This window comes from Seonamhaeicola sp. NFXS20, from assembly GCF_049132085.1.
Lineage (GTDB): Bacteria > Bacteroidota > Bacteroidia > Flavobacteriales > Flavobacteriaceae > Seonamhaeicola.
Genome location: NZ_JAFMPU010000002.1, coordinates 166,007 through 187,128, shown reverse-complemented (window position 1 = coordinate 187,128; position 21,122 = coordinate 166,007). Strand labels below are relative to the sequence as shown.

15 protein-coding genes are annotated in these 21,122 nt (G+C 31.8%); 10 read left to right on the top strand and 5 right to left on the bottom strand.

Going from position 1 to position 21,122, the window contains the following annotated elements; translation table 11 throughout:
* The first annotated feature begins 18 nt into the window (after positions 1-18).
* Positions 19-435, top strand: a complete 417-nt coding sequence (locus J1D01_RS03995; RefSeq protein WP_372936571.1) for a response regulator — start codon at positions 19-21, stop codon at positions 433-435.
* 242 nt (positions 436-677) lie between these two features.
* Entirely contained in the window at positions 678-977 is a 300-nt protein-coding gene (gene hpf / locus J1D01_RS03990; RefSeq protein WP_372936573.1) for a ribosome hibernation-promoting factor, HPF/YfiA family, read from the top strand.
* 169 nt (positions 978-1,146) lie between these two features.
* Here hpf and rlmH read toward each other — a convergent pair whose 3' ends face one another.
* Positions 1,147-1,620 (bottom strand): 23S rRNA (pseudouridine(1915)-N(3))-methyltransferase RlmH, encoded by a 474-nt coding sequence (rlmH, locus tag J1D01_RS03985; RefSeq protein ID WP_372936575.1) that lies wholly within the window; start codon positions 1,618-1,620, stop codon positions 1,147-1,149.
* Positions 1,621-1,747: 127 nt separating this feature from the next.
* On the opposite strand from rlmH, the gene nadC reads away from it, so the two are divergent.
* The 3 genes from nadC to priA all read left to right on the top strand — a co-directional run bounded on the left by nadC (position 1,748) and on the right by priA (position 6,068).
* A complete protein-coding gene (nadC, locus tag J1D01_RS03980; RefSeq protein ID WP_372936577.1) occupies positions 1,748-2,608 on the top strand; it encodes a carboxylating nicotinate-nucleotide diphosphorylase in 861 nt (286 codons plus the stop codon).
* Positions 2,609-2,684: 76 nt separating this feature from the next.
* Positions 2,685-3,611 (top strand): YihY/virulence factor BrkB family protein, encoded by a 927-nt coding sequence (locus J1D01_RS03975; RefSeq protein WP_372936579.1) that lies wholly within the window; start codon positions 2,685-2,687, stop codon positions 3,609-3,611.
* A gap of 3 nt (positions 3,612-3,614) precedes the next feature.
* On the top strand, positions 3,615-6,068 hold the full coding sequence (gene priA / locus J1D01_RS03970; RefSeq protein ID WP_421149915.1) for a replication restart helicase PriA: 2,454 nt from the start codon (positions 3,615-3,617) through the stop codon (positions 6,066-6,068).
* 9 nt (positions 6,069-6,077) lie between these two features.
* On the opposite strand, the gene J1D01_RS03965 is transcribed toward priA, so the two are convergent.
* Entirely contained in the window at positions 6,078-6,773 is a 696-nt protein-coding gene (locus tag J1D01_RS03965; RefSeq protein ID WP_076700653.1) for a LytR/AlgR family response regulator transcription factor, read from the bottom strand.
* Between the two features lie 199 nt (positions 6,774-6,972).
* Here J1D01_RS03965 and rpsF point away from each other — a divergent pair, with 199 nt between their 5' ends.
* From rpsF to hisS, 5 genes are all read left to right on the top strand, one after another.
* On the top strand, positions 6,973-7,311 hold the full coding sequence (rpsF, locus tag J1D01_RS03960; RefSeq protein ID WP_421149914.1) for a 30S ribosomal protein S6: 339 nt from the start codon (positions 6,973-6,975) through the stop codon (positions 7,309-7,311).
* A gap of 2 nt (positions 7,312-7,313) precedes the next feature.
* Positions 7,314-7,610: a 30S ribosomal protein S18 gene (rpsR, locus tag J1D01_RS03955; protein WP_372937850.1), complete on the top strand. Its 297-nt coding sequence runs from the start codon at positions 7,314-7,316 to the stop codon at positions 7,608-7,610.
* Between the two features lie 13 nt (positions 7,611-7,623).
* Positions 7,624-8,076 carry a 50S ribosomal protein L9 gene (gene rplI, locus J1D01_RS03950; RefSeq protein WP_372937849.1) on the top strand — a complete coding sequence of 151 codons (453 nt, stop codon included), beginning with the start codon at positions 7,624-7,626 and terminating at the stop codon, positions 8,074-8,076.
* Between the two features lie 72 nt (positions 8,077-8,148).
* On the top strand, positions 8,149-8,619 hold the full coding sequence (locus J1D01_RS03945) for a DUF6495 family protein (protein ID WP_372937848.1): 471 nt from the start codon (positions 8,149-8,151) through the stop codon (positions 8,617-8,619).
* 145 nt (positions 8,620-8,764) lie between these two features.
* Positions 8,765-10,441, top strand: coding sequence for a histidine--tRNA ligase (hisS, locus tag J1D01_RS03940; RefSeq protein ID WP_421149913.1), 1,677 nt, complete (start codon positions 8,765-8,767; stop codon positions 10,439-10,441).
* 105 nt (positions 10,442-10,546) lie between these two features.
* Here the strand turns inward: hisS and J1D01_RS03935 are convergent, their stop codons facing one another.
* The 3 genes from J1D01_RS03935 to J1D01_RS03925 form a co-directional block, all read right to left on the bottom strand.
* Positions 10,547-15,439, bottom strand: coding sequence for a LamG-like jellyroll fold domain-containing protein (locus J1D01_RS03935; RefSeq protein WP_421149912.1), 4,893 nt, complete (start codon positions 15,437-15,439; stop codon positions 10,547-10,549).
* Between the two features lie 139 nt (positions 15,440-15,578).
* Positions 15,579-17,237 carry a PQQ-dependent sugar dehydrogenase gene (locus J1D01_RS03930; RefSeq protein ID WP_421149911.1) on the bottom strand — a complete coding sequence of 553 codons (1,659 nt, stop codon included), beginning with the start codon at positions 17,235-17,237 and terminating at the stop codon, positions 15,579-15,581.
* A gap of 301 nt (positions 17,238-17,538) precedes the next feature.
* Positions 17,539-21,099 (bottom strand): LamG-like jellyroll fold domain-containing protein, encoded by a 3,561-nt coding sequence (locus J1D01_RS03925; RefSeq protein ID WP_421149910.1) that lies wholly within the window; start codon positions 21,097-21,099, stop codon positions 17,539-17,541.
* Between the last annotated feature and the right edge of the window lie 23 nt (positions 21,100-21,122).

The following is a 21,122-nucleotide window of genomic DNA, read 5'->3' as shown; positions in this document are numbered from 1 at the left end:
TAAACTAAAACTATATTTATGAATAACCCTTTCAACATCTGCATTATTGATGATGATGATATATATCAATTTACTGTAATTAAAACATTGGAGTCTCTTAAATTGGCTAAAAAAATTATTGCATTTTCTGACGGAGAAGAGGCTTTAAATTTTTTCATAGAGAATCTAAATAAATCAACAGAACTTCCAGATGTAGTATTGTTAGATATTAATATGCCTATTATGGATGGTTTCCAGTTTATGGAAGAATACGTAAAAATAAAGCCCAAAGTAGGTAAGAAAATAATAATTTATATGGTGTCTTCTTCTGTAGATCCGGTTGATATTAAAAAAGCAAAAAGCATTAGTGAAATTTCAGATTATATCATTAAACCCATAAAATCAGGAGAACTAAAGTCCATCTTAAAGTCTTTGGAGCAAAGTGAACAGTTATAATTTAGTTAAAACGCTTAATTATTTTTTTTAATAGAAAGCATTCTGTAACTTATCATTTTCTAAAAAAGTATTATTTAACCCTAATGTTTTAATGTCTAAAAGTTTTTGTGTGATGAATGTATAGGTGTTTTATTAGGCTTTAAAACAAAGGTGTTAAAGCTAAAACAAAGTAAATTTTATGATAAAAATCATGATGAAATAAAAAAAATAAAACTAAATTTAATGATATAAAAAAATAAGATATGACAGTAAATTTCCAGTATGTAAATGTAGATGTAAGTGAAACGCTCTCAGCTTTTACTGAAGAAAAATTAAGTAAATTATTTAACAGATATGAGTTTTTAATAAGTGCAACGGTTCATTTTAAACAAGATGAAAATCAACACGAAGAGGGTAAAATTTGTAATATAGAATTGAGTTTGCCCGGACCAAGAATTTTTGCAACCTCTAATGAACGAAACTTTGAAGTATCTGTTAGAGAAACCATAAGTGATTTAGAGCGTCAACTTAAAAAACGAAAAGAAGTTTATAAAACGCATTAAAATTGATGGAAGCCTTACGGTAGGTAACCAAATAATTGCATTAAAAGATGATTAGAACTAAGTTTTAATCATCTTTTTTTTGCTGTAACAAAAACTAAAGTTGCCTGAGTAAACACACTGAAAACTGATAACTGAAAACTGAAAACTGATAACTGAGACTGAGATTAAATTACCTATGATGGTAAGGTTCATTACGTAAAATTGTAAAACCTCTATAAAGTTGCTCAATAAAAAATAACCTAACCATCTGATGTGAAAATGTCATTTTAGATAATGATATTTTACCATTTGCTTTTTTATAAACGGCCTCAGAAAATCCGTAAGGACCACCAATAACAAAAACAAGTTGTTTTATACCAGAATTCATGTGTTTTTGTAAATATCTAGAAAACTCAACAGAAGATTGCTGTTTTCCCTTTTCATCTAAGAGCACTAAAGTATCAGAATGGGCTAATTTACTTAAAATCAGTTCGCCTTCTTTTAGTTTTTGCTGTTCTTCACTTAAATTTTTAGAATTTTTTATATCTGGAATAATTTCAAAAGAAAACCTAATATAAAAGCCTAAACGTTTTATATAATTGTTTATAAGTGTCTGTAATTCATGGTTATCTGTTTTTCCAATGGCAATTAGCTTAATAGTCATAATATTAAAAATTCTGGTTTCAGTTTACGAAATATTAATTTAAAATGGAAATAAATAGTAATTTCGTAAATCTAAAATTTAAAAAAGTAAATCTATTTATTATTTTTGTTGCAAACCAACAAAAAATATGATTACACAGGAGCAGTTTGATAGTGAAATAAGAGCTATAATTGCAAACGCAATACGAGAAGATGTTGGAGATGGCGACCATAGTTCATTAGCTTGTATTCCAGAAAACGCTAGAGGTAAAGCTAAACTTTTAGTTAAAGATAAAGGCGTTATAGGCGGCGTTAACTTTGCAAAGAAAATTTTTGCATACGTAGACAAGAATTTAAAATTAGATGTACGTATTGAAGATGGCACAGAAGTAACGTATGGAGATGTAGTTATGTATGTTGAAGGGCCATCACAATCTATCCTTAAAGCAGAGCGTACTGTACTTAATGCTATGCAACGCATGAGTGCAATTGCTACTAAAACTAGACATTTTGTAAACTTGGTTAAAGGTACAAATACCAAAATTTTAGATACTAGAAAAACTACTCCTGGAATTAGAGTTTTAGAAAAATGGGCAGTTAAAATTGGTGGCGGAGAAAACCACAGATTTGCATTGTATGATATGATTATGCTAAAAGATAATCATATTGATTTTGCAGGAGGTATTACCAAAGCCATAGAAACATCTAAACTATATTTAAAAGAAACTGGTAAAAACTTAGATATTATGGTTGAAGCCAGAAATTTAAGTGAAGTAGAAGAAATTTTAAGAAACGAAGGCGTTTTTAGAATTTTATTAGATAATTTTGATTACGAAGATACTCGGAAAGCAGTTGAAATGATTGGTGATAAATGTTTAACAGAATCTTCAGGAAATATAAATGAAGATACTATTAGGCATTATGCAGAGTGTGGGGTTAATTATATATCTTGTGGTGCACTTACACATTCTGTTCATAATATGGATTTAAGTTTAAAAGCCATAAAATAGTTTCTTTTTCAATAGTTATTCTACTGTCATAATTTAATAACTTTGTATTAACTTAACCTATTAAGATAAGTTATTTATGACCAAACCCATTGAAGACAAACTAGATAAAATTCCTGTTATAAATGTCTTGGTGCGGTTTTTTAAAAAAATTAAGCTTCCAGGTTTAGAGGGGTTATCATTGTACGATTTATTAGAATTATACATTATTGGTATAGCAAAAGGAGCCTTAACTACTAGAGCTAGTGCTATTGCCTTTAGCTTTTTTATGGCGCTCTTTCCTTTTTTGTTATTTGTTTTAATACTAATACCATACATTCCTATTGAAGGTTTTAAAACAGATTTTTTAGTTTTTTTAGAATCGTTTTTACCTCCTAATACATCAGATTTTTTTTTACATAATATTTTTGAAAACATAGATCAAACCCAAAGAGGCGGATTGTTATCTTCAGTTTTTATTTTATCTATAGCTTTAATGGCAAATGGAGTAAATGCAGTTTTTTCAGGGTTTGAATATTCGTATCATGAACAATTAACACGAAATATTTTTAAACAATATTTGTATGCCTTAGGCATTGCCTTAATTCTCGCCTTTTTAATTATTTTAACTATAGCCTTTTTAGGATATTTTCAAATATATGTAGTACAGGGCTTGCTTAATGCTTTTGCAGTAGATTCTCAAAATGTGTTTTGGGCTAATTTAGCGCAATATGTATTTTTTATAGTAATGGTTTATTTAGCAACAGCTACTTTATACTATTATGGAACTCAAGAAGGAAAACACTCAAAATTCTTTTCAATAGGAGCACTTTTTACAACATTACTTATAATATTGTCATCTTATTTGTTTGGTATTTATATTGAGAATTTTGGGCAATACAATAAGCTTTATGGCTCTATAGGTGCACTGTTAATTTTAATGTTTTACCTTTGGCTAAATGCCAATATTTTACTTCTGGGCTATGAGTTAAATGCATCTTTAAACAAGTTGCGTAAAAGATTTTAGTTTATGCACCATTTTATAGATGTTATCCTGCCAATTCCGCTCCAAAAGTTATTTACCTATAGTATAACTTCAGCAGAAGCTAGTTTTTTAAAAAAAGGGATGCGTGTAGCAGTACCTTTCGGGAAATCTAAAATCTATACTGGGTTGGTTTATAATATTCATAATAATGCGCCAACCGTTTATGAAGCTAAAGAGATTCAACAAATTTTAGATGAAACGCCTATTGTAAATGGTATTCAATTAAATTTATGGGAGTGGATTTCTAAATACTACATGTGCACTATGGGCGATGTCATGCGAGCAGCTTTACCAAGTGCCTTTATTTTAGAGAGTGAAACGGTAGTTACTAAAAACCTTGTTAAGCGCATTGATGAATCAGTTTTAAAAGATGATGAATTTTTAATTTACGAAGCGTTGCACCATCAGTCTTCATTAAAAATTCATGATATTTCTAATATTCTTGATAAAAAAAATGTTCTTCCTGTTATAAAAAGACTTATTGAAAAAGGAGCTGTTTCTGTAGAAGAAGAGGTTTATGAAAAATATAAACCAAAATTAGTAAGGTATGTAAAGTTACATGCCAATTTTTCTTCTGAAAAAGCATTACAAGACTTGTTAGAAAAAATGAGTAGAGCACCAAAGCAGCGAGAAGTTATAATGACGTTGTTTTCAATTTCGGCAACAACTAAAAAACCTGTAAAGGTTTCTGATTTAGTTAAGGAAAGCGGTGGTTCTTCGCAAATTATCAAAACTTTAGTAGAAAAAGAAATACTAGAAGAGTATCATATACAAACCGATAGGGTACAATATGAAGGTGAGGATAATGAGGTATCTAAACATTTAAATGAATATCAAGAAACTGCATTAAAAGAGGTTAAAGAATCTTTTAAAATAAATAATGTAACACTACTTCATGGGGTTACATCATCTGGTAAAACAGAAATATATGTAAAACTTATTGAAGATGTTATACAAAGCGGTAAACAAGTGTTGTATTTATTACCAGAAATAGCTTTAACAACACAGTTGGTTAATAGATTACAAAATTATTTTGGAGATCAGGTTGCTATTTTTCATTCTAAATATTCTGTACATGAGCGTGTTGAGGTTTGGAATAACGTATTAGATAATTCCTCTAAGGCGAAAATAGTATTAGGTGCGCGTTCATCTATATTTTTACCGTTTAATAATTTAGGTCTTATTATTGTTGATGAAGAACATGAACAATCTTTTAAGCAATTTGACCCTGCACCACGCTACCATGCAAGAGACACGGCTGTAGTTTTAGCAGCATTTCATAAAGCAAAAACCTTGTTAGGTTCTGCAACACCTAGTTTAGAAAGTTATTATAACGCTAAACAAAATAAATATGCTTTGGTAGAATTAACGCATAGGTATAATAATGTGCTAATGCCAGATATTGAATTGGTAGATATAAAAGATAAGCATAAGCGCAAGCGTATGAAAGGGCATTTTAGCGATAGACTTATTGAAGAAATAATCGAAGTTTTAGAAGAAGGTAAGCAAATTATTTTATTTCAAAATAGGCGTGGGTTTTCGCCAATTGTAGAGTGTAATACTTGCGGGCACTCACCACAGTGCCCTAATTGCGATGTAAGTTTAACATATCACAGATATAGAAACCAGTTGCGCTGTCATTATTGTGGATATAATATGTCTATGCCTCAAACTTGTATGGCTTGCGGAAGTCCAGATTTAGATAGTAAAGGTTTTGGAACAGAACAGATTGAAGAAGAAGCTAAATTGTTATTTCCTGATGCTAAGGTAGCTAGAATGGATTTAGATACCACCAGAGGTAAATATGGCTATGAAAAAATAATAACCGCCTTAGAGCAGCAAGAAATAGATATACTAGTGGGTACGCAGATGCTTACTAAAGGATTAGATTTTAGACATGTAAAACTGGTTGGTATTATGAATGCCGATAACATGCTAAATTTTCCAGATTTTAGAGCTCATGAGCGTAGTTTTCAACTTATGGTTCAGGTATCAGGTAGAGCCGGTAGAACTCAAGAGAGAGGTAAAGTGCTTATTCAAACGTATAACCCATATCATAATATATTGCAGCAAGTATCTACCAATAATTATACAGATATGTATAATGAGCAAATGAATGATAGGTTTAATTTTAAATATCCGCCCGTTTATAAACAGATAAAAATTACTTTAAAACATAAAGATTATAATAGGGTAGAAGAGGCTTCTATTTGGTATGCAAAATCACTAAGACAGTTTTTTGGAGCAGCTGTTTTAGGCCCAGAATCACCACCAATTTCTAGAATTAGAAATCAGTTTCATAAAAATATATTGGTAAAAATTCCTAAAAAACAATCGCTATCAAAAACTAAAGAAGCTATCATTAAAATAAATAATAGCTTCTTGAGTATAAAAGATTATCGGTCGGTTAGGGTAATTTTAAATGTAGATAACTTCTAGTTAAATGTTTTAAATATTATTTAAAGCGTCAACCAATTGTGTCTTTTTATTTCTACTTAAAGGAATTTCATAAGCACCAACTTCAACATTTTTACTGTTAAATCTGTCAATCTTATCAAGATTTACAATATATGATTTATGAATCCTTAAAAATTTACCTTCTGGTAATTCTGCTTCAAAAGCTTTCATTGTAGATAACACTACTAAGCTTGTTTCTTCTGTAACTAATTTTACATAATCACCAAGAGCTTCAATCCATTTAATATCTTTAATATAAACCTTACGTTTTTTAAGGTTACTTTTAACAAAGATATGTTCACCTTCTTCTTCGTTTTGGTTCATTAACAATCTATGTTGTTCTAAAGCTTTTTCTACAGAAGCATTAAAGCGTTCTCGGGTAATTGGTTTGTGTAAATAATCGGTAGCATCGTAATTAAATGCTTTAAAAGCATATTCGGTTTTACCGGTTACAAAAATAATTTGAGGTTTTTTGTTTAATACGTCCAAAAGTTCAAATCCGTTTAAAACGGGCATTTCAATATCTAAAAAGATAAGGTCAACTTGATGCGTATTTAAACCATTTTTAGTTTCTAAAGCACTACTGTACTCTGCTATTAAGTTAAGTGAAGGATGATTCTCTACTAACTTAACAATAGAGAGACGTTGTATTGCTGAATCGTCTACTACTACACAGTTTAAAGTCATAACATTTGTATTATTTCGGTTAAGATATCGACAATAGTACGAAAAATTCCGCCAAAAACCAAAAAACATCGATAAACAACCGTTTTTAACAAAATTTTAACAGCGTAATTACCGCAAACAATATAGTAAATATTTTGTTGTTTTATATGTATATAATAACTATTTTTGCAGCCAATTTTTAACAATTAAATAGATTTTTATGAATCATTATGAAACTGTTTTCATCTTAAATCCCGTTTTATCTGAAGATCAGATAAAGGAAACAGTAAAGAAATACGAAGATTTTCTTGTTTCTAACGGCGCTAAGATGATATCTAAAGAAGATTGGGGACTAAAAAAATTAGCTTACCCAATTCAAAACAAAAAAAGTGGGTTTTATCACTTATTTGAGTACACCGTTGCTGGTGAAGTAATTAATAGCCTTGAGTTAGAGTTTAGACGTGATGAGCGTTTTATGCGTTATTTAACTGTAAAGTTAGATAAACACGCAATAGCTTGGGCAGAAAGAAGAAGAGAAAAACTTAAACAAAAAGCTTAATTATGGCAACTTTAGAGCAACAATCAAAAGGTAAAAAAGACGGAGAAATTAGATATTTAACTCCTCTTAATATTGAAACTAGCAAACAAAAGAAATACTGTCGTTTTAAAAAGTCTGGTATTAAATACATAGATTATAAAGATCCAGATTTTTTATTAAAGTTTGTAAATGAGCAAGGTAAAATTTTACCACGTCGTTTAACAGGAACATCATTAAAGTACCAAAGAAAAGTGTCTGTAGCTGTAAAAAGAGCACGCCACTTAGCTTTAATGCCATACGTAGCAGATTTATTAAAGTAAAATACCGATAACAATGGAACTTATATTAAAACAAGACGTTGAGAATTTAGGATTTAAAGACGATGTTGTAACAGTTAAGAACGGTTACGGTAGAAATTTTTTAATCCCAACAGGGAAAGCTATTTTAGCTACTGTATCTGCTAAAAAAGTATTAGCAGAAAACTTAAAGCAAAGAGCTTTTAAAGAAAAGAAAATAGTTGATGATGCTAATAAAATTGCTGAAGCATTAAAAGCATTAGAAATTAAAATAGCATCTAAAGTAGGAGCAGGCGATAAATTATTTGGTTCTGTAAATAACATTGATGTTGCAGCTGCTTTAGAAAAAGAAGGTCATAATATAGATAAAAAATTCATCAATGTAATTGGTGGTAATGTAAAACGTTTAGGTAAGTATACTGCCGTTATCCGTTTACATAGAGAAGTATCTGTAGAATTACCATTTGAAGTTATTCCACAAGCAAAATAATTTCAAATTTTTAATATATAAAAACCGTTTAGATACTTCTAAGCGGTTTTTTTGTTATAATTTATGAAGGGAATGAAATACGCAAGACTTACAAAAGAGCAATTTGAAGAATTACACCAAGAATTCATAAATTTTTTGGCAACACAACAAATTACAGCCGATGAGTGGGACAATTTAAAACAAAATAAACCAGAATTAGCAGAAACTGAACTTGATGTTTTTAGTGATTTAATTTGGGAAGGTGTTTTAAACAAAGCCGAATATTTAGAGCACTTTGCTCCGCAACACATGTATTTATTTCATTTAAAAGAAGATAAAATGCATGCCATTGTTGTAAATGTTAAAAATGAAGATATAGATATTACAACACAAGAAGGTTATAATTGGCTTCGCGAAAATTTAATGGATGATAGAGTTGAGTTTTTACAAGCAGATAAAGACTACTCTGAAGATAAAAACCTTGACAAATTTAAAATGATAGAACAAGGCGCATCCATTACTAAAGGCGAGTTGTACCGTTATTTTAATAAGTTAATAAACTAAAAAGGTTGGCTTTTTTGTATTAAAAGCACGCAATCACATAATCAATTATATTATTTTTGTTGTTCCTCATACCAACATTACAGATGTAATATTGTTGAGAGGATATTTTAAAATTTAAAGACCACCTGTTTGCAGGTAATTAAATATGGCTCAAAAACCAAGCATACCAAAAGGCACCAGAGATTTTAATCCAGAACAAGTAGCAAAGCGTAATTACATTTTTAATACTATTCGTAGTGCGTTTAAAACATTTGGATTTCAACCTATTGAAACACCAAGTTTTGAAAACTCTAGCACTTTAATGGGGAAATATGGCGATGAAGGAGATAGATTGATTTTTAAGATTCTTAATTCTGGGGATTTTTTTGAAAAAAGTATCTCAAAAATAATAGGAAATAAAGGAATTCATGTTGAAGTTGGTTCTATGTTAAAGGATTTCTTTTCTTACTTAAACACCAAAGTCGAGTCAGAATACCCTATTGTAATGAGTTTTATTGAAAGTAATATAGAAGGATTTTTAATAGCTAATGGTAAGGGGAATATTAGAGAATATAGAGATATTTTAATAGAATATATCTTAAAAAATCAAGGGTTTATAGCAGCCTTTTATTGTGAAAAAGAGTTTGAATACTTTGAAGAGTTTGTTTTACCTGGAATATCTGAAAATGCTTCAAATTTTGTTTTAAAAGAACTTTATGAAAAGTTAGATTCACAAGGGTTAGCAAATGAAATCTCCGAAAAAGCCCTACGCTACGATTTAACAGTGCCATTTGCACGCTACGTAGTACAACACCAAAACGAAATAGAATTTCCGTTTAAGCGCTACCAAATTCAACCCGTATGGCGTGCCGATAGACCACAGAAAGGACGTTTTAGAGAGTTTTACCAATGTGATGCCGATGTAGTTGGTAGCAAAAGTTTATGGCAAGAGGTAGAGTTTATTCAATTGTATGATACCGTTTTTTCAAAGTTAAAATTAGAAGGTGTAACTATTAAAATTAATAACAGAAAAATACTATCTGGTATTGCCGAAGTTATTGGCGCTTCTGATAAATTAATTGATTTTACAGTAGCTCTTGATAAACTTGATAAAATAGGAGAGGAGAAGGTGAAAGAAGAAATGCTATCTAAAGGTATTTCAGAAACAGGAATATCTAAACTTCAGCCATTATTTACTTTGTCTGGTACATTTGAATCTCAAATAAACAGTTTAAAATCTATTTTGTCAACTTCTGAAGAAGGTAAAAAAGGCATTGAAGAATTAACCTTTATAAATAATGCTATTTCTGAACTAGGATTAACAACAGCAACCTTACAATTAGATGTTACTCTAGCGCGCGGATTAAATTATTACACCGGTGCTATTTTTGAAGTATCTGCACCAAAAAGCGTAAAAATAGGTTCAATTGGTGGCGGTGGTAGATATGACGATTTAACTGGTATTTTTGGAATGAAAGATGTTAGTGGTGTTGGTATAAGTTTTGGTTTAGACCGTATTTATTTAGTTTTAGAAGAATTGAATTTATTCCCTGAGACGGTAAATAAAAATGTTGAGGTACTTTTTATAAACTTTGGAGATAAAGAGGCGCTATTTTGTCTAAAAGCTATAAAAACATTGCGTAATGAAGGTATAAATGCGGAATTATACCCTGATGCTGCTAAAATGAAAAAACAGATGACACATGCTAACAGACGTAATATACCATTTGTTGTTTTAGTAGGAGATGAAGAAATAAAATCTAATACTTATACTTTAAAAAATATGGTATCTGGTGAACAATCTAAACTCTCATTAGAAGATTTAATTACAGCAATACAATAAAAAAAGAGCCCTAAATTTTAGGGCTCTAATGTTTAGTAAAGATTATGGTAGATTTGGGGTTCTACACTAACTAAATTCAACTAACTAATAAACTAAACAAATAAATTACTTCTTTACTAAAACTTTCTTTGATATCTTAGAAAAATCTGTTTCTATATTTAAAATGTAATAACCTGTTGCAAATTGGCTTGCTTTATACTTTATATGATTTGATGTTGTATTAGTATTAAATTTAAATAAAGACTGTCCTAACATATTTAGTACTTCAACAGATTTTATATTTTTTTCTTCTGGGTTAAGAATTACAATACTGTCTATTTCGTTTGAAAAATAAACTTGTAAAGGTGTGTTTTTAACTTCTTCAGTATTAAGAGTACTAGAACTAGAAAATGTAATTTCAAACCTGTTATAATATTCTCCAGCTATTAAGAAAACTTCATAATCGCTTGCTTTTAAATCGTGATAAACGTTTAGTTCTTTATCATGTAAATATATTTCTAAATTGTCTTGAGTATTTTCTAAATCATCAATAGTTATATTATTAATACCATCATTTTTTGTGTGAATTCCTAGCGGTAACACAGTGCTTTGTGTAATGGTGTCTATACCTTGAATTACATATTTTTCATCATCAACTATCCAATACATATCATCTACTTGGGTGTCATTGTAAAGGGCGTCATATCCCCAATCATACCCAATACTGCTGTTTTTATCAACAGTAGTTAAAAGCTGCCTACGAATGGTGTTAACAGAATAGAAACCAAGTCTAAGTTTTAATCTGTCATCACTGTTTTGTGTACTTTTTGATGTGGTTGCCAGTTTTTCTTTTTCAGCTTTCATGAAAAGCGAATTAGAACCATCTTCAACTTGAAATACTCGCTGGCTGTTTTTAAATTTAATAGTTCCGCTATTTTCAGCGGTTACAAAAAATCCTTGACTAACAGGAATATATTTACCTGGTGTTTTGGTAGGCGTGCCACCTGTGCCAACATCAGGATGATTAGTTCCTATAGCAGCAGCGGGAACACCGCCAGAAAGCGAGTAAGTGGCATATCCACCTTGGTAATCTCCTAAGTTATGAGTGCCTCCGCCCCAATGTTCCCAGAAATATAACGTTCCGGTAGTAGAGCCAGACCCAGCAATGGTATTGCCGTTATCTAAAATAAATTTTTCAGCATCAATGGCTGATGGATAGGGATTTCCAACTAGATAATCGTTACCTGCATCAATGTCTAAACTAATGTCTCCATTGTTTGGTTTGCCTTCTAGTACATAATTTTGTTCTGCAGAAATAGGGCCACTTCCAGGGCCTTTCATAGTGAAGCCTTCACCTATTTTAAGTGTCCCTGTGCTTCTTACATGTTGCCATGAAGAATAGTCGCCCGTTGGTAAATTATTAAATTTCCAAATCCAATAATCTGCAATAGTTAGTGGCGATGGAGTTCCGTTATACCCTGATGTAGCAAACGTTACATTGCTAAATACTTGTGTTACATTATAAGGGTTATTGTTTGTTGTATTATTTGATATTCCAACAGGAGATGACCAATAATTGTAAGTGTAAGTATCGGCAGTTCCTTGTTGATCTTTTTCAAGAGTACCTTCGCTTGTAGCATCTAAGGTGCTTTCTGCGCCTTGTACTAATTGAGAGTCTCCTTCTAAATCTATTTTTCCATCTAATTTTAAATACCAACTTACATTTAATTCAGAACTGTCTAAAATATCTAAATTGCTACCAGAGTCTATTATTAATCCTGTGGTTTTGTGGTCTGTGTTGGTTTCTATATCTCCTTTTATATGAACAATAGCACAATCTGAATGAGTGTTATCAATATCCCAAACATCGCCATGTAGCCAATTGTTAGAATCTGTCCAATCTCCACTACATCCTGTTTTGGTAATAAAGGGCAAAGGTGTAGTTTGTGGTTCAATTATTTTTGTATTGTAAATTTTTGCGCCACTACCAACATCAATGCTTGTTGTTGTTAAATCGTCAATAATATCATCTTTATAGGTGTCTAGTTTGTAATAGCGTACTAAATTGGTCCAGTTTAAAGGGGTTGAGGTTTCGGTTACATAATCAAAATGGGTTATATCTTTTGGTAAGAAGCTTCCTCTAATAAAACCACTATTATCTTCAATTTCTTGATAGACTATTTTTTGAATTTCATTTTCGGTTAAAGCTTTATTAAAAACTCTAACTTCATCGATAGATCCGTGGAAATATTTACTATTTGTATCTGGTTGCCTTCCAATTGTAAAACTAGAGGTGTCTGCGTTGAAACTACCAGAACTAGGGGTAGCACTTGCTGTTGAAACACCATTTACATAGAGGTTGAAACCAGTATCTAAACAGTCGCATTCAAAGGTTGCAGCTACGTGAATCCATTGGTTTGTGGTTAATGGTGTGCTGTAGTTTAAGGTGTTTCCGTCTGCATAAACGGTAAGGGTTTTATCGGCGTTTAGTTGAATGTAAAATTCATCTTGCCCTATAATGATTTGATCACCAGTAGATGATGGATCAATTTTTATCCAACTCATTAAGGTAGCTTCATTCCAAGTATTGTCTATAATAGTAGGTTCATCGGCATAATCATTTCTTCCATCAAAATACAGTTGAAATTTTTGGTTTAAATCTCTAGGAGAGCCAAAGGCAGCATCATCTGTATCAAACAAATCTATAATACCATCACCATCGGCGTCGCTACCATCGTCAATTATACCATCATTATCAGCATCTAAGTTGGCATATAAGGTGTGCGATATATCAAAAGTAACTCCATCAGATGTTATATCCATATAATCAGGAGTGCCATCTCCATCGCTATCTAATACATAATATGTGTTTCCTAATCCTTGGTTACTGTTTCCATAGCCAGTAGCCATAGAGCTACCTTCAAAAAAATCATAGATATCTAAAATGCCATCGGTAAAGTATTCTAGTGTTCCATCAGAATCAATATCGGTTTCTCTAACAGCATCTGTGTCAGGACCGTCTCCAACGCCATCCCCTGTAATGTCACCATCACCATTTTGATAGAGTGGTTCGGCTGTGTTACCCGCACCAGATTCGTCAACATCAAAAATAGTATCATTATCACTATCTAAATCAAGATAGTTAGGAACTACATCGCCATCAGAATCAAGGGGTATGTTTCCTTCGGTAGCATCGTGCATACCATTAGCATTGGCGTCTACCCAAGAGGCTACCTCTGTTAGTGTAGCTGTTCCTTCGCTGTAAGTTCCTAAACCAGCTTCAACAACATCTGGGATGCCATCGTTATCAGAATCTAAATCAAATACATCTGCAACTTGGTCGCCATCAGTATCACATAATGTTTGAGAAATAACAATATCATCTATGGCTAAATCATTTCCTAGTCCACCAGTTTCATTATTAATAAAATACACATAAAATTCACTAACATTTAATGTTAAATCTGCTGTAAAGTTATGCCAGCTATTTGCTGGGTCACCATTAACAGAAGGGGGGATATCTCCAGTAGATATTGAAGCTAAAACATTATTGTTAACATCTCTGAATTCTACCAAAATATCAGGTCTTAAACGAATGCCTATATCAGGAGCATCTGTAGTATCTAAATTTAACACCCAAAAACTGTAGGTAATAGGAACACCAGGTAAGGCACCGGTTATTGTGGCGGTATAAAACACTCCAGGATCATAAGAGGCATTAAATATAGCCATTCTACCATTGGTGTCTCCTGGGGTATGGTCTCCACCTGTGTACCAAAAGTCATCTGCCCAAGAACCAATATCATCATTAGGTGTGTCATTGTTTCCATCACCATCGGCTATTCTATCATATACTGTATATTCGCCATCATTTAAATCATTGCCGCCTTCACATCCAGAACCAGCGCCGTCTTCATAACAATAGGTGGTAATGGCATCATAGGTAGTATTTATGGTTGTTCTTGTGTTTCCAGTACCAAAAGTTTCATTAAGGAATTTGTAATTCATTACAGTAGAGGTACTGGATGTTTGACAAGCGAGTTCTTCTTCAGAATCTAAAATCCCATCGTTATCATCATCAATATCAACATTGTCAAATACACCATCTCCATCACTATCGTAAAAATTTTGTTCGGTACGTGCTTGAATATCAAATTGATAGATTCCTTCATCAGCGTCGTTATTATTAATGGTTACCGTACAGGTTTTAGTGCCCAATGTAAGAGCGTTGTATTGTATAGTAAATGTTGTGCTTGAGCCTGTAGAAATTGGAGATGTGTAAAATGGAGCAATAACAGAAAAGTCTGTGCTATTAGATAAATTTATAGAACTAATATTTAAATTAGCTGTTCCTGTATTTTGTATAGTAAAAGTTCTGGTAATTTGTATACCAGCATTGGCAATTGTAAAGTCTGTATGATCTGCAGGTGTAGGTGTTGTGTCTCCGTTTGTAATAGAAACACTATTTCCTTGTACATTTATTTCTGGAGCAGGCGGGTAGCCGGTTATTGTTACGTTGTCTATGTACATAGTTCTCCATTGACAGCTAGCTCGAATACGAAATCTAGAATTTGAAGTAAATGTATAAGAATTAGTATCTATGGTGATAGATTCTGTATAGTTAACATAGTTAGCATAAGGGTTACCTCTCACATAATTTCCAATTTCTGTCCATGTACCGCCACCATCATCGGAGTATTCAACAAAGAAATCTAATCCGTTCCAAAAATTGTTAAATCTAAATTCAAAATCAATAGATACACTTCCGTAAGGTGTTAAATTGACAGTGTTAGAAATTATTGATGAAGAAGCATTATTGTCATACCGAAGGTTAACACCTTGAGTACTATTCATTGGTGTTGGGTTTGTTAAATAAGCATCAGCACCTCCACTAGTCCAATTTCCCCAGCCTGAATTAAAATTATCTGATAATAAAACCGTTTGAGAAGCAACACTCAGAGGTGTAACTACATAACAAAATAGTGTGAATAAAAGACTGGTGAGAGTAAGCGTTTTCATAAGTAGATTTATTTAGTTGGGGCTAAATAATTGTTTTTAGTTTTATATAATATTTTAGCGGTTTAAGTTTAAATGCAAAATAAATTTACATAGGCAATTAAACTTAACTCATAGTTAGCAGTACACAGCTAACGGATCATTATTGTATTACTAATTTTTTAGTTGCTATTTCCTTATTTTTATCTATTAACCTAACAAAATACAATCCGTTTGATAGGTTAGAGGTTTGTAAATTATAATTGTTGTTAATTTCTTTAATATGTGTAATAGTTCTTCCGTGTATATCTGAAACTATTAGGCCGAAAGAAGCTTTTGTATTTAAGTTAAAGCTAATTTTAGTATAATTTTTTGTAGGATTTGGTACAAGTAAAAATTCATTGGTTTTACTTAAATCATAAGAGTTTAACGTTGGGCCAACGTATTGAATTTTCATAACAACACCAGGGTTTTCAATACTTACGCTTGATGTTCCTGAAGGACCAGATGTTCCGCCGCTGTTGTCTGTTATAGCGTAAAAGGTTATACCATCAGGATCTAAAGCAATGTCTCTATATCTATCATTGGAAGAATGAAACTCTTCATAGATTTGAGATTCTAAACCATCACCAGCAGTGTTTAATTTAACTCTGTATATAGTGCCACGTTTTAAAGTAGGTATTAAAAGCGATGTACCCCAATCTGGAATTAAGCCAGCTTCATAAATATTTATACTTGAAGGACCTACGGTAGGCCATGTAAGCCAATCTCCACTAGGTTCTATAGCTGTAGTACTGTTATATGTTCCAATGGGTTCTTTAAAGTTTAGAGGCATTCCAGATGTAAATTCTGTTATAGGGGTGACACCCGAAGGGCAATTATGATCACTAAATCCGCTAGTAGTACAGCCTTCAGGAGTACTAGACCAATTACAATAGCCATAACCTAAGTTATCATAATAACCAGCTATTTCTGGCCAACCATAGTTTTTTCCGGCTTCAATAATATTTATTTCATCATCTACTTTTGGTCCATGTTCAGAGGAGTATAATGTTCCGTTTGAACCAAAAATTATTCCCTGAGGATTTCTGTGACCATAACTGTAAACATGACTTTGTATTCCGGCAATAGTTGGGTTGTCTGAAGGGATTGAGCCATCTAAATTAAGTCTTAATATTTTTCCTTTATAAGTATCATAATCTGTTGTAGATGTAGGTAAGTCTTGAGCTTGTATTTCATTACATGCATTACCAAATTGGTTGGCTCCTTGGTCTCCAATGGTGTAATATAGTTTTAAATCTGGTCCAATTTGAAGTTTTCCAGAGTTATGGTCATTGCTAGCGTCTAATCCATCTATTATTGTAGTAGCACTTCCGCTGTTTAAAGTACCTGTACCAGAATTATAGGTATAACGCTCTATTCTAAGTTTTCTTGAAACACCACTTCCAAGATCATCATCATAAGTGTAAGCTATATACACATAATTATTTGAAGTATTTAGGTTTAAATATAAATCTGGGTGAATTGCTATACCCATAAGACCATCTTGTCCTGCATCTTGGTAAACAACTGTACTTAAATCAAGCATAGTGGTTTTTGATATAGGAATAGAAGCACTCGGATCAATTTTTACAACTTTTTTTCCTTTACGTTCCGTTATCCATAAATAATTGTCTGGTCCGTAAATGATTGTGTTAGGGTAATCAAGTTCATTATCGGCGGTTATGTTAACTACAGTCCAGTTAGCTCCATCTGTGATTGGTGTTTGGGCTGTAATAGGTAAATATATAAGTAAAGTGATAACAAGAAATTTTGTTTTCATGGTTGGTGAATTTGGAGCGACTGATATATTTAAATTGATTAATAGCACAGCAAATATAGGAAAAATATTAATATAATCGATTAAATACATAAAAATTCGATGAAATGTAATATTTTTATTAAAAGTGATGTGATTATTTTATTTAATAAAACTTTTTATCTAGGGGGTAGAGGTGTTTTGTTCTTGGGTTTAAGAAGTTCTTTATTGGAAGATAGAATTTGGTGTTAATTAAGTTTGTTAGAAAAAAAGCACCATAATTGATTAAATTATGGTGCTTAAAAGTTTTAACATAAAATAGGGGTTACCTAATAATAACCTTTTTACTTATTGTATCATTGTTAAAATATGCTTTAATTATATAGATACCTGCTGTTTTAATAGATTTAATGTTGTGTTCTATATAATTGTTATTTGAGTTTGTACTGAATCTTTTTACTGCTTGTCCTAGAATATTATACAACTCAACAGAATTAATATGTTTAAAGTTGGGGTTGTGGATAATAATATTTTCACTTTCGTTAGAATAGGATACATTAACATTATTTTTGTTTAATTCATTAACATTTAGAGATTGTGAGTTACTAAAAGTTATTTCAAAACGATTTAAGTACTCGCCAGCATTTAAAAAAACATTATAATTACTATCCTTTAAATTATGATAGATGTTTAGATTTTTATCGTGTAAATATATTTCTGTGTCACCTGTAATGTGCTCTAATTTTTCTATGCTTATATCATTATAGCCATCCTTTAGGGTATGAATACCTAATGGTAATTTTGTTAGTTTGTCAATATTGTTAATGCCTTGAATAGTAAACTTTTTATCATCAATCATCCAATACATATCATCCATTTGATTATCATTATGAGGCGCATCATAACCCCAATCATAACCAGTACTTGTATTACTATCAACTGTAACTAATAATTGTCTGTGTACAGCATTTACAGAATTTAAGCCTATTCTTAATTTTGGTCTTAAATCGCTAGTTTCATTTGATTTACTTTTTAAATTATTAGATTTACTTAGGGTCTCACTTGTTTCATCTTCTAATTCAAAAAGCCTTTGCCCGTTATTAAATTCTAAGTTACCTGTGCTTTTAGCGGTAATAAAGAAACCTTGACCTACAGGGATGTATCTTCCAGGTATTTCATGATGATAGCTATCAGAAACAATATTTGGGTCAAATATATCAACGGAGGCTGCAGGTGTACCACCAGCAAGTGAATAAGTGGCGTAACCACCTTCGTAATCACCTAATTTATGAGAACCACCGCTCCAATGCTTTCTAAAGTAGAGGGTGCCTGTTGTGGTGCCAGCCCCAGCAATAGAACTGCTATTATCTAAAATAAATTGTTTTGCATCAAGAGTAGATGGGTATGGGTTGCCAACAAGGTAGTCATTACCATCAATGATAGGTATGTTAATAGTACCATTATTAGGTTTTCCTTTAAATACATAATTTTGAGGAGTAGAGATAGAACCTGTACCTGGTCCTTTCATTGTAAACCCTTCGCCAACCTTAAGAGTGCCGGTACTTCTTACGTGTTGCCATGAGGCATAATCTTTATTTGGTAAGTTACTAAATTTCCATATCCAGTAATCTGCAACTGCTAGGGGAGATGTTGTTCCATTATATCCAGAAGTTAAGAAGTTAATATTAGAGAAAACATTAGCAACCATATAATTATTATTGTTAGAACTGTTATTTATAGGCCCTACCGGAGAAGACCAATAATTATAGGTATAAGTGTCTGATGTTCCATGTTGGTCGCGTTCTAAATAACCTTTACTAGTAACATCTAACTCACTATTAAAGTCTTGTACAAGTTGAGAATCACCTTCTAAATCTATTGAGCCATCAAGTTTTAAATAATGTGTAACAGTTAGCCTTATACCTTCGTTAGTAGCAATATCTCCATTTACTTGTAAATCTGCTTCTGGTTTAACAATTAAAGCTTGTACTTTACAATCTCTAGCTCTTTTGGCAGTAGAAGTTGAGCCTAAGTAGGTGTTATGGCTAATTTCAACTATATTCCATTCTATGGGAGTAATACTGTCTATAATTGATAATGAGTTAGGAAGGTCTATATCAGCATTATTTAACCAAGTGGTTTCATCATCCCAAGAACCTGAACTTTGAGTTTTGTATGGTAAAGGAGCTGTTTGAAAATCTACAGTATTTAAATTTTTTAGAGATCCTTCTATGTTGTTTCCAGACATATCTGCTGTATTGGTGTAAGTGTATGCAGACATAGGGTAATAGGCTGCTAAATCTGTCCATGGAATTGAGTTAATTTCGTTTTTAGGTATAGAAGAAGGTATAGTATGTCCGTATTTAAGAGCTAATGAACAATCATTTATTATTTCTTGATTCATGATGTATCTTAATTGGTTAACAGATAATGCTGTTTTCCAAATTCTAACTTCATCAATATTTCCGGCAAAATAATCAGTAGTATTTGTATCATTACCATCTGCAGCTGCTATTAAGAATTTTTGAGAGGTTGCTGTTGGTAATGGCAATGATGAAGCAGAAGTATCAGCAACACCATCAATATATAAGGTAGCATGTTTATTATTATAAATAACAGCCACATGATGCCATTTATTTTCTGGAATAATAACTGATGAGTTTAGGGTAGCTGCGCCTCCATTTAAAGAAAAAGCTAGTTGGCCTAAACTGTTAATTTTAAAGTCATAACCTTCTGTAAAAGCAGCATCTCTTTTTGAAATTATAGAAGCATTTACAGTTCCTATGTCTCTTTTTATCCAAGCAGAAATTGTGAAGTTAGTTGCATTTAAATCTAGGTTGTTAGCCATATCTATATAGTCTTCTTCACCATCAAAATAAATTGAGCGTTCTACAACTACTTGAGGTGCGTACCCAAAAGTTATGTATTTAGTGCCATTAAAATCGTAATCTGTTTCTAAATTTCCATTACCGTCAGTAGTCATTAATCTATAATCGGCTGTAGAATCAAAAACTTCAGTATTAGATATAAACATGTAGTAATTTCCAGAAGAAGAAGTATTTCTTATGGCGTTTTGAGGTATTCTTATTTTACAAGAAGAAACGTTGCCTCCAGTTTCTACTAATTTCCAAATGCGTTGTATGCCTATAAAACTTACAGGTGTTGCTAAACCAGAAATACCAGAACTTATGTCAACACTTATGGTAGATGCAGCAAGGTTTAAGTTGGCGCCATTATTACCCCACATTAAAAATGTTTTATCATCTAATGTTCTTGGGTTAGATGATACATTGTCGTTATTAGAGTCGTAAATATCAGTCAAACCAATAGTTAATATCCCCTCAATGGAACCATAGTCATCAATAGCGTTATTAGCACTGCTAGATTGTTTTTGGTTTAATTCATAAGCATTGTCTTTACCAATACCTGCAATATCATGGTTATAACCAACATTTTCAGATTGATCCCAAATTATAGTGTTATCAGAATTTATATAGTCTTTTGTTGTGCCGTTAGAATCTGGGTTTAATGTAATTCCATTTTTAATAGCTTGGTAAGATTGAATTATGTTTTTTGAATCTGTATTTTTAGAATTGTTTTTAGTTGTTGAGTGTGAAACTTCACTAGTAACATTACTGTTTAAATTACTTACCCTAAACTCGTTTTTATTAGAATGAGCAGTGTTTCTTTCTTTAAGAACATTAATGATGTGATTGTTATCTTTATGGTTAATGTTGTTATTTTCTAATAAACTTAATTTGTAGCAATCTGATTTAAATAGATTGTTATGTAATTCATGTAAGGTGCTATGGCCTATATCTATATGGGCGACTGATAAATGTGTAGCCAAAAATAAGATTATACAAGTGAGGGTATTTTGTTTCATTAGATTTGGGGTTAATGAATTAT

What these genes read in the sequence shown, in the direction of transcription:
- J1D01_RS03925 (WP_421149910.1), bottom strand. Translation starts at nt 21,099, where the DNA reads ATGAAACAAAATACCCTCACTTGTATAATCTTATTTTTGGCTACACAT.
- rpsR (WP_372937850.1), top strand. Translation starts at nt 7,314, where the DNA reads ATGGCAACTTTAGAGCAACAATCAAAAGGTAAAAAAGACGGAGAAATT.
- J1D01_RS03965 (WP_076700653.1), bottom strand. Translation starts at nt 6,773, where the DNA reads ATGACTTTAAACTGTGTAGTAGTAGACGATTCAGCAATACAACGTCTC.
- J1D01_RS03975 (WP_372936579.1), top strand. Translation starts at nt 2,685, where the DNA reads ATGACCAAACCCATTGAAGACAAACTAGATAAAATTCCTGTTATAAAT.
- J1D01_RS03995 (WP_372936571.1), top strand. Translation starts at nt 19, where the DNA reads ATGAATAACCCTTTCAACATCTGCATTATTGATGATGATGATATATAT.
- J1D01_RS03930 (WP_421149911.1), bottom strand. Translation starts at nt 17,237, where the DNA reads ATGAAAACAAAATTTCTTGTTATCACTTTACTTATATATTTACCTATT.
- hisS (WP_421149913.1), top strand. Translation starts at nt 8,765, where the DNA reads ATGGCTCAAAAACCAAGCATACCAAAAGGCACCAGAGATTTTAATCCA.
- priA (WP_421149915.1), top strand. Translation starts at nt 3,615, where the DNA reads ATGCACCATTTTATAGATGTTATCCTGCCAATTCCGCTCCAAAAGTTA.
- nadC (WP_372936577.1), top strand. Translation starts at nt 1,748, where the DNA reads ATGATTACACAGGAGCAGTTTGATAGTGAAATAAGAGCTATAATTGCA.
- rlmH (WP_372936575.1), bottom strand. Translation starts at nt 1,620, where the DNA reads ATGACTATTAAGCTAATTGCCATTGGAAAAACAGATAACCATGAATTA.
- rpsF (WP_421149914.1), top strand. Translation starts at nt 6,973, where the DNA reads ATGAATCATTATGAAACTGTTTTCATCTTAAATCCCGTTTTATCTGAA.
- hpf (WP_372936573.1), top strand. Translation starts at nt 678, where the DNA reads ATGACAGTAAATTTCCAGTATGTAAATGTAGATGTAAGTGAAACGCTC.
- J1D01_RS03945 (WP_372937848.1), top strand. Translation starts at nt 8,149, where the DNA reads ATGAAATACGCAAGACTTACAAAAGAGCAATTTGAAGAATTACACCAA.
- J1D01_RS03935 (WP_421149912.1), bottom strand. Translation starts at nt 15,439, where the DNA reads ATGAAAACGCTTACTCTCACCAGTCTTTTATTCACACTATTTTGTTAT.
- rplI (WP_372937849.1), top strand. Translation starts at nt 7,624, where the DNA reads ATGGAACTTATATTAAAACAAGACGTTGAGAATTTAGGATTTAAAGAC.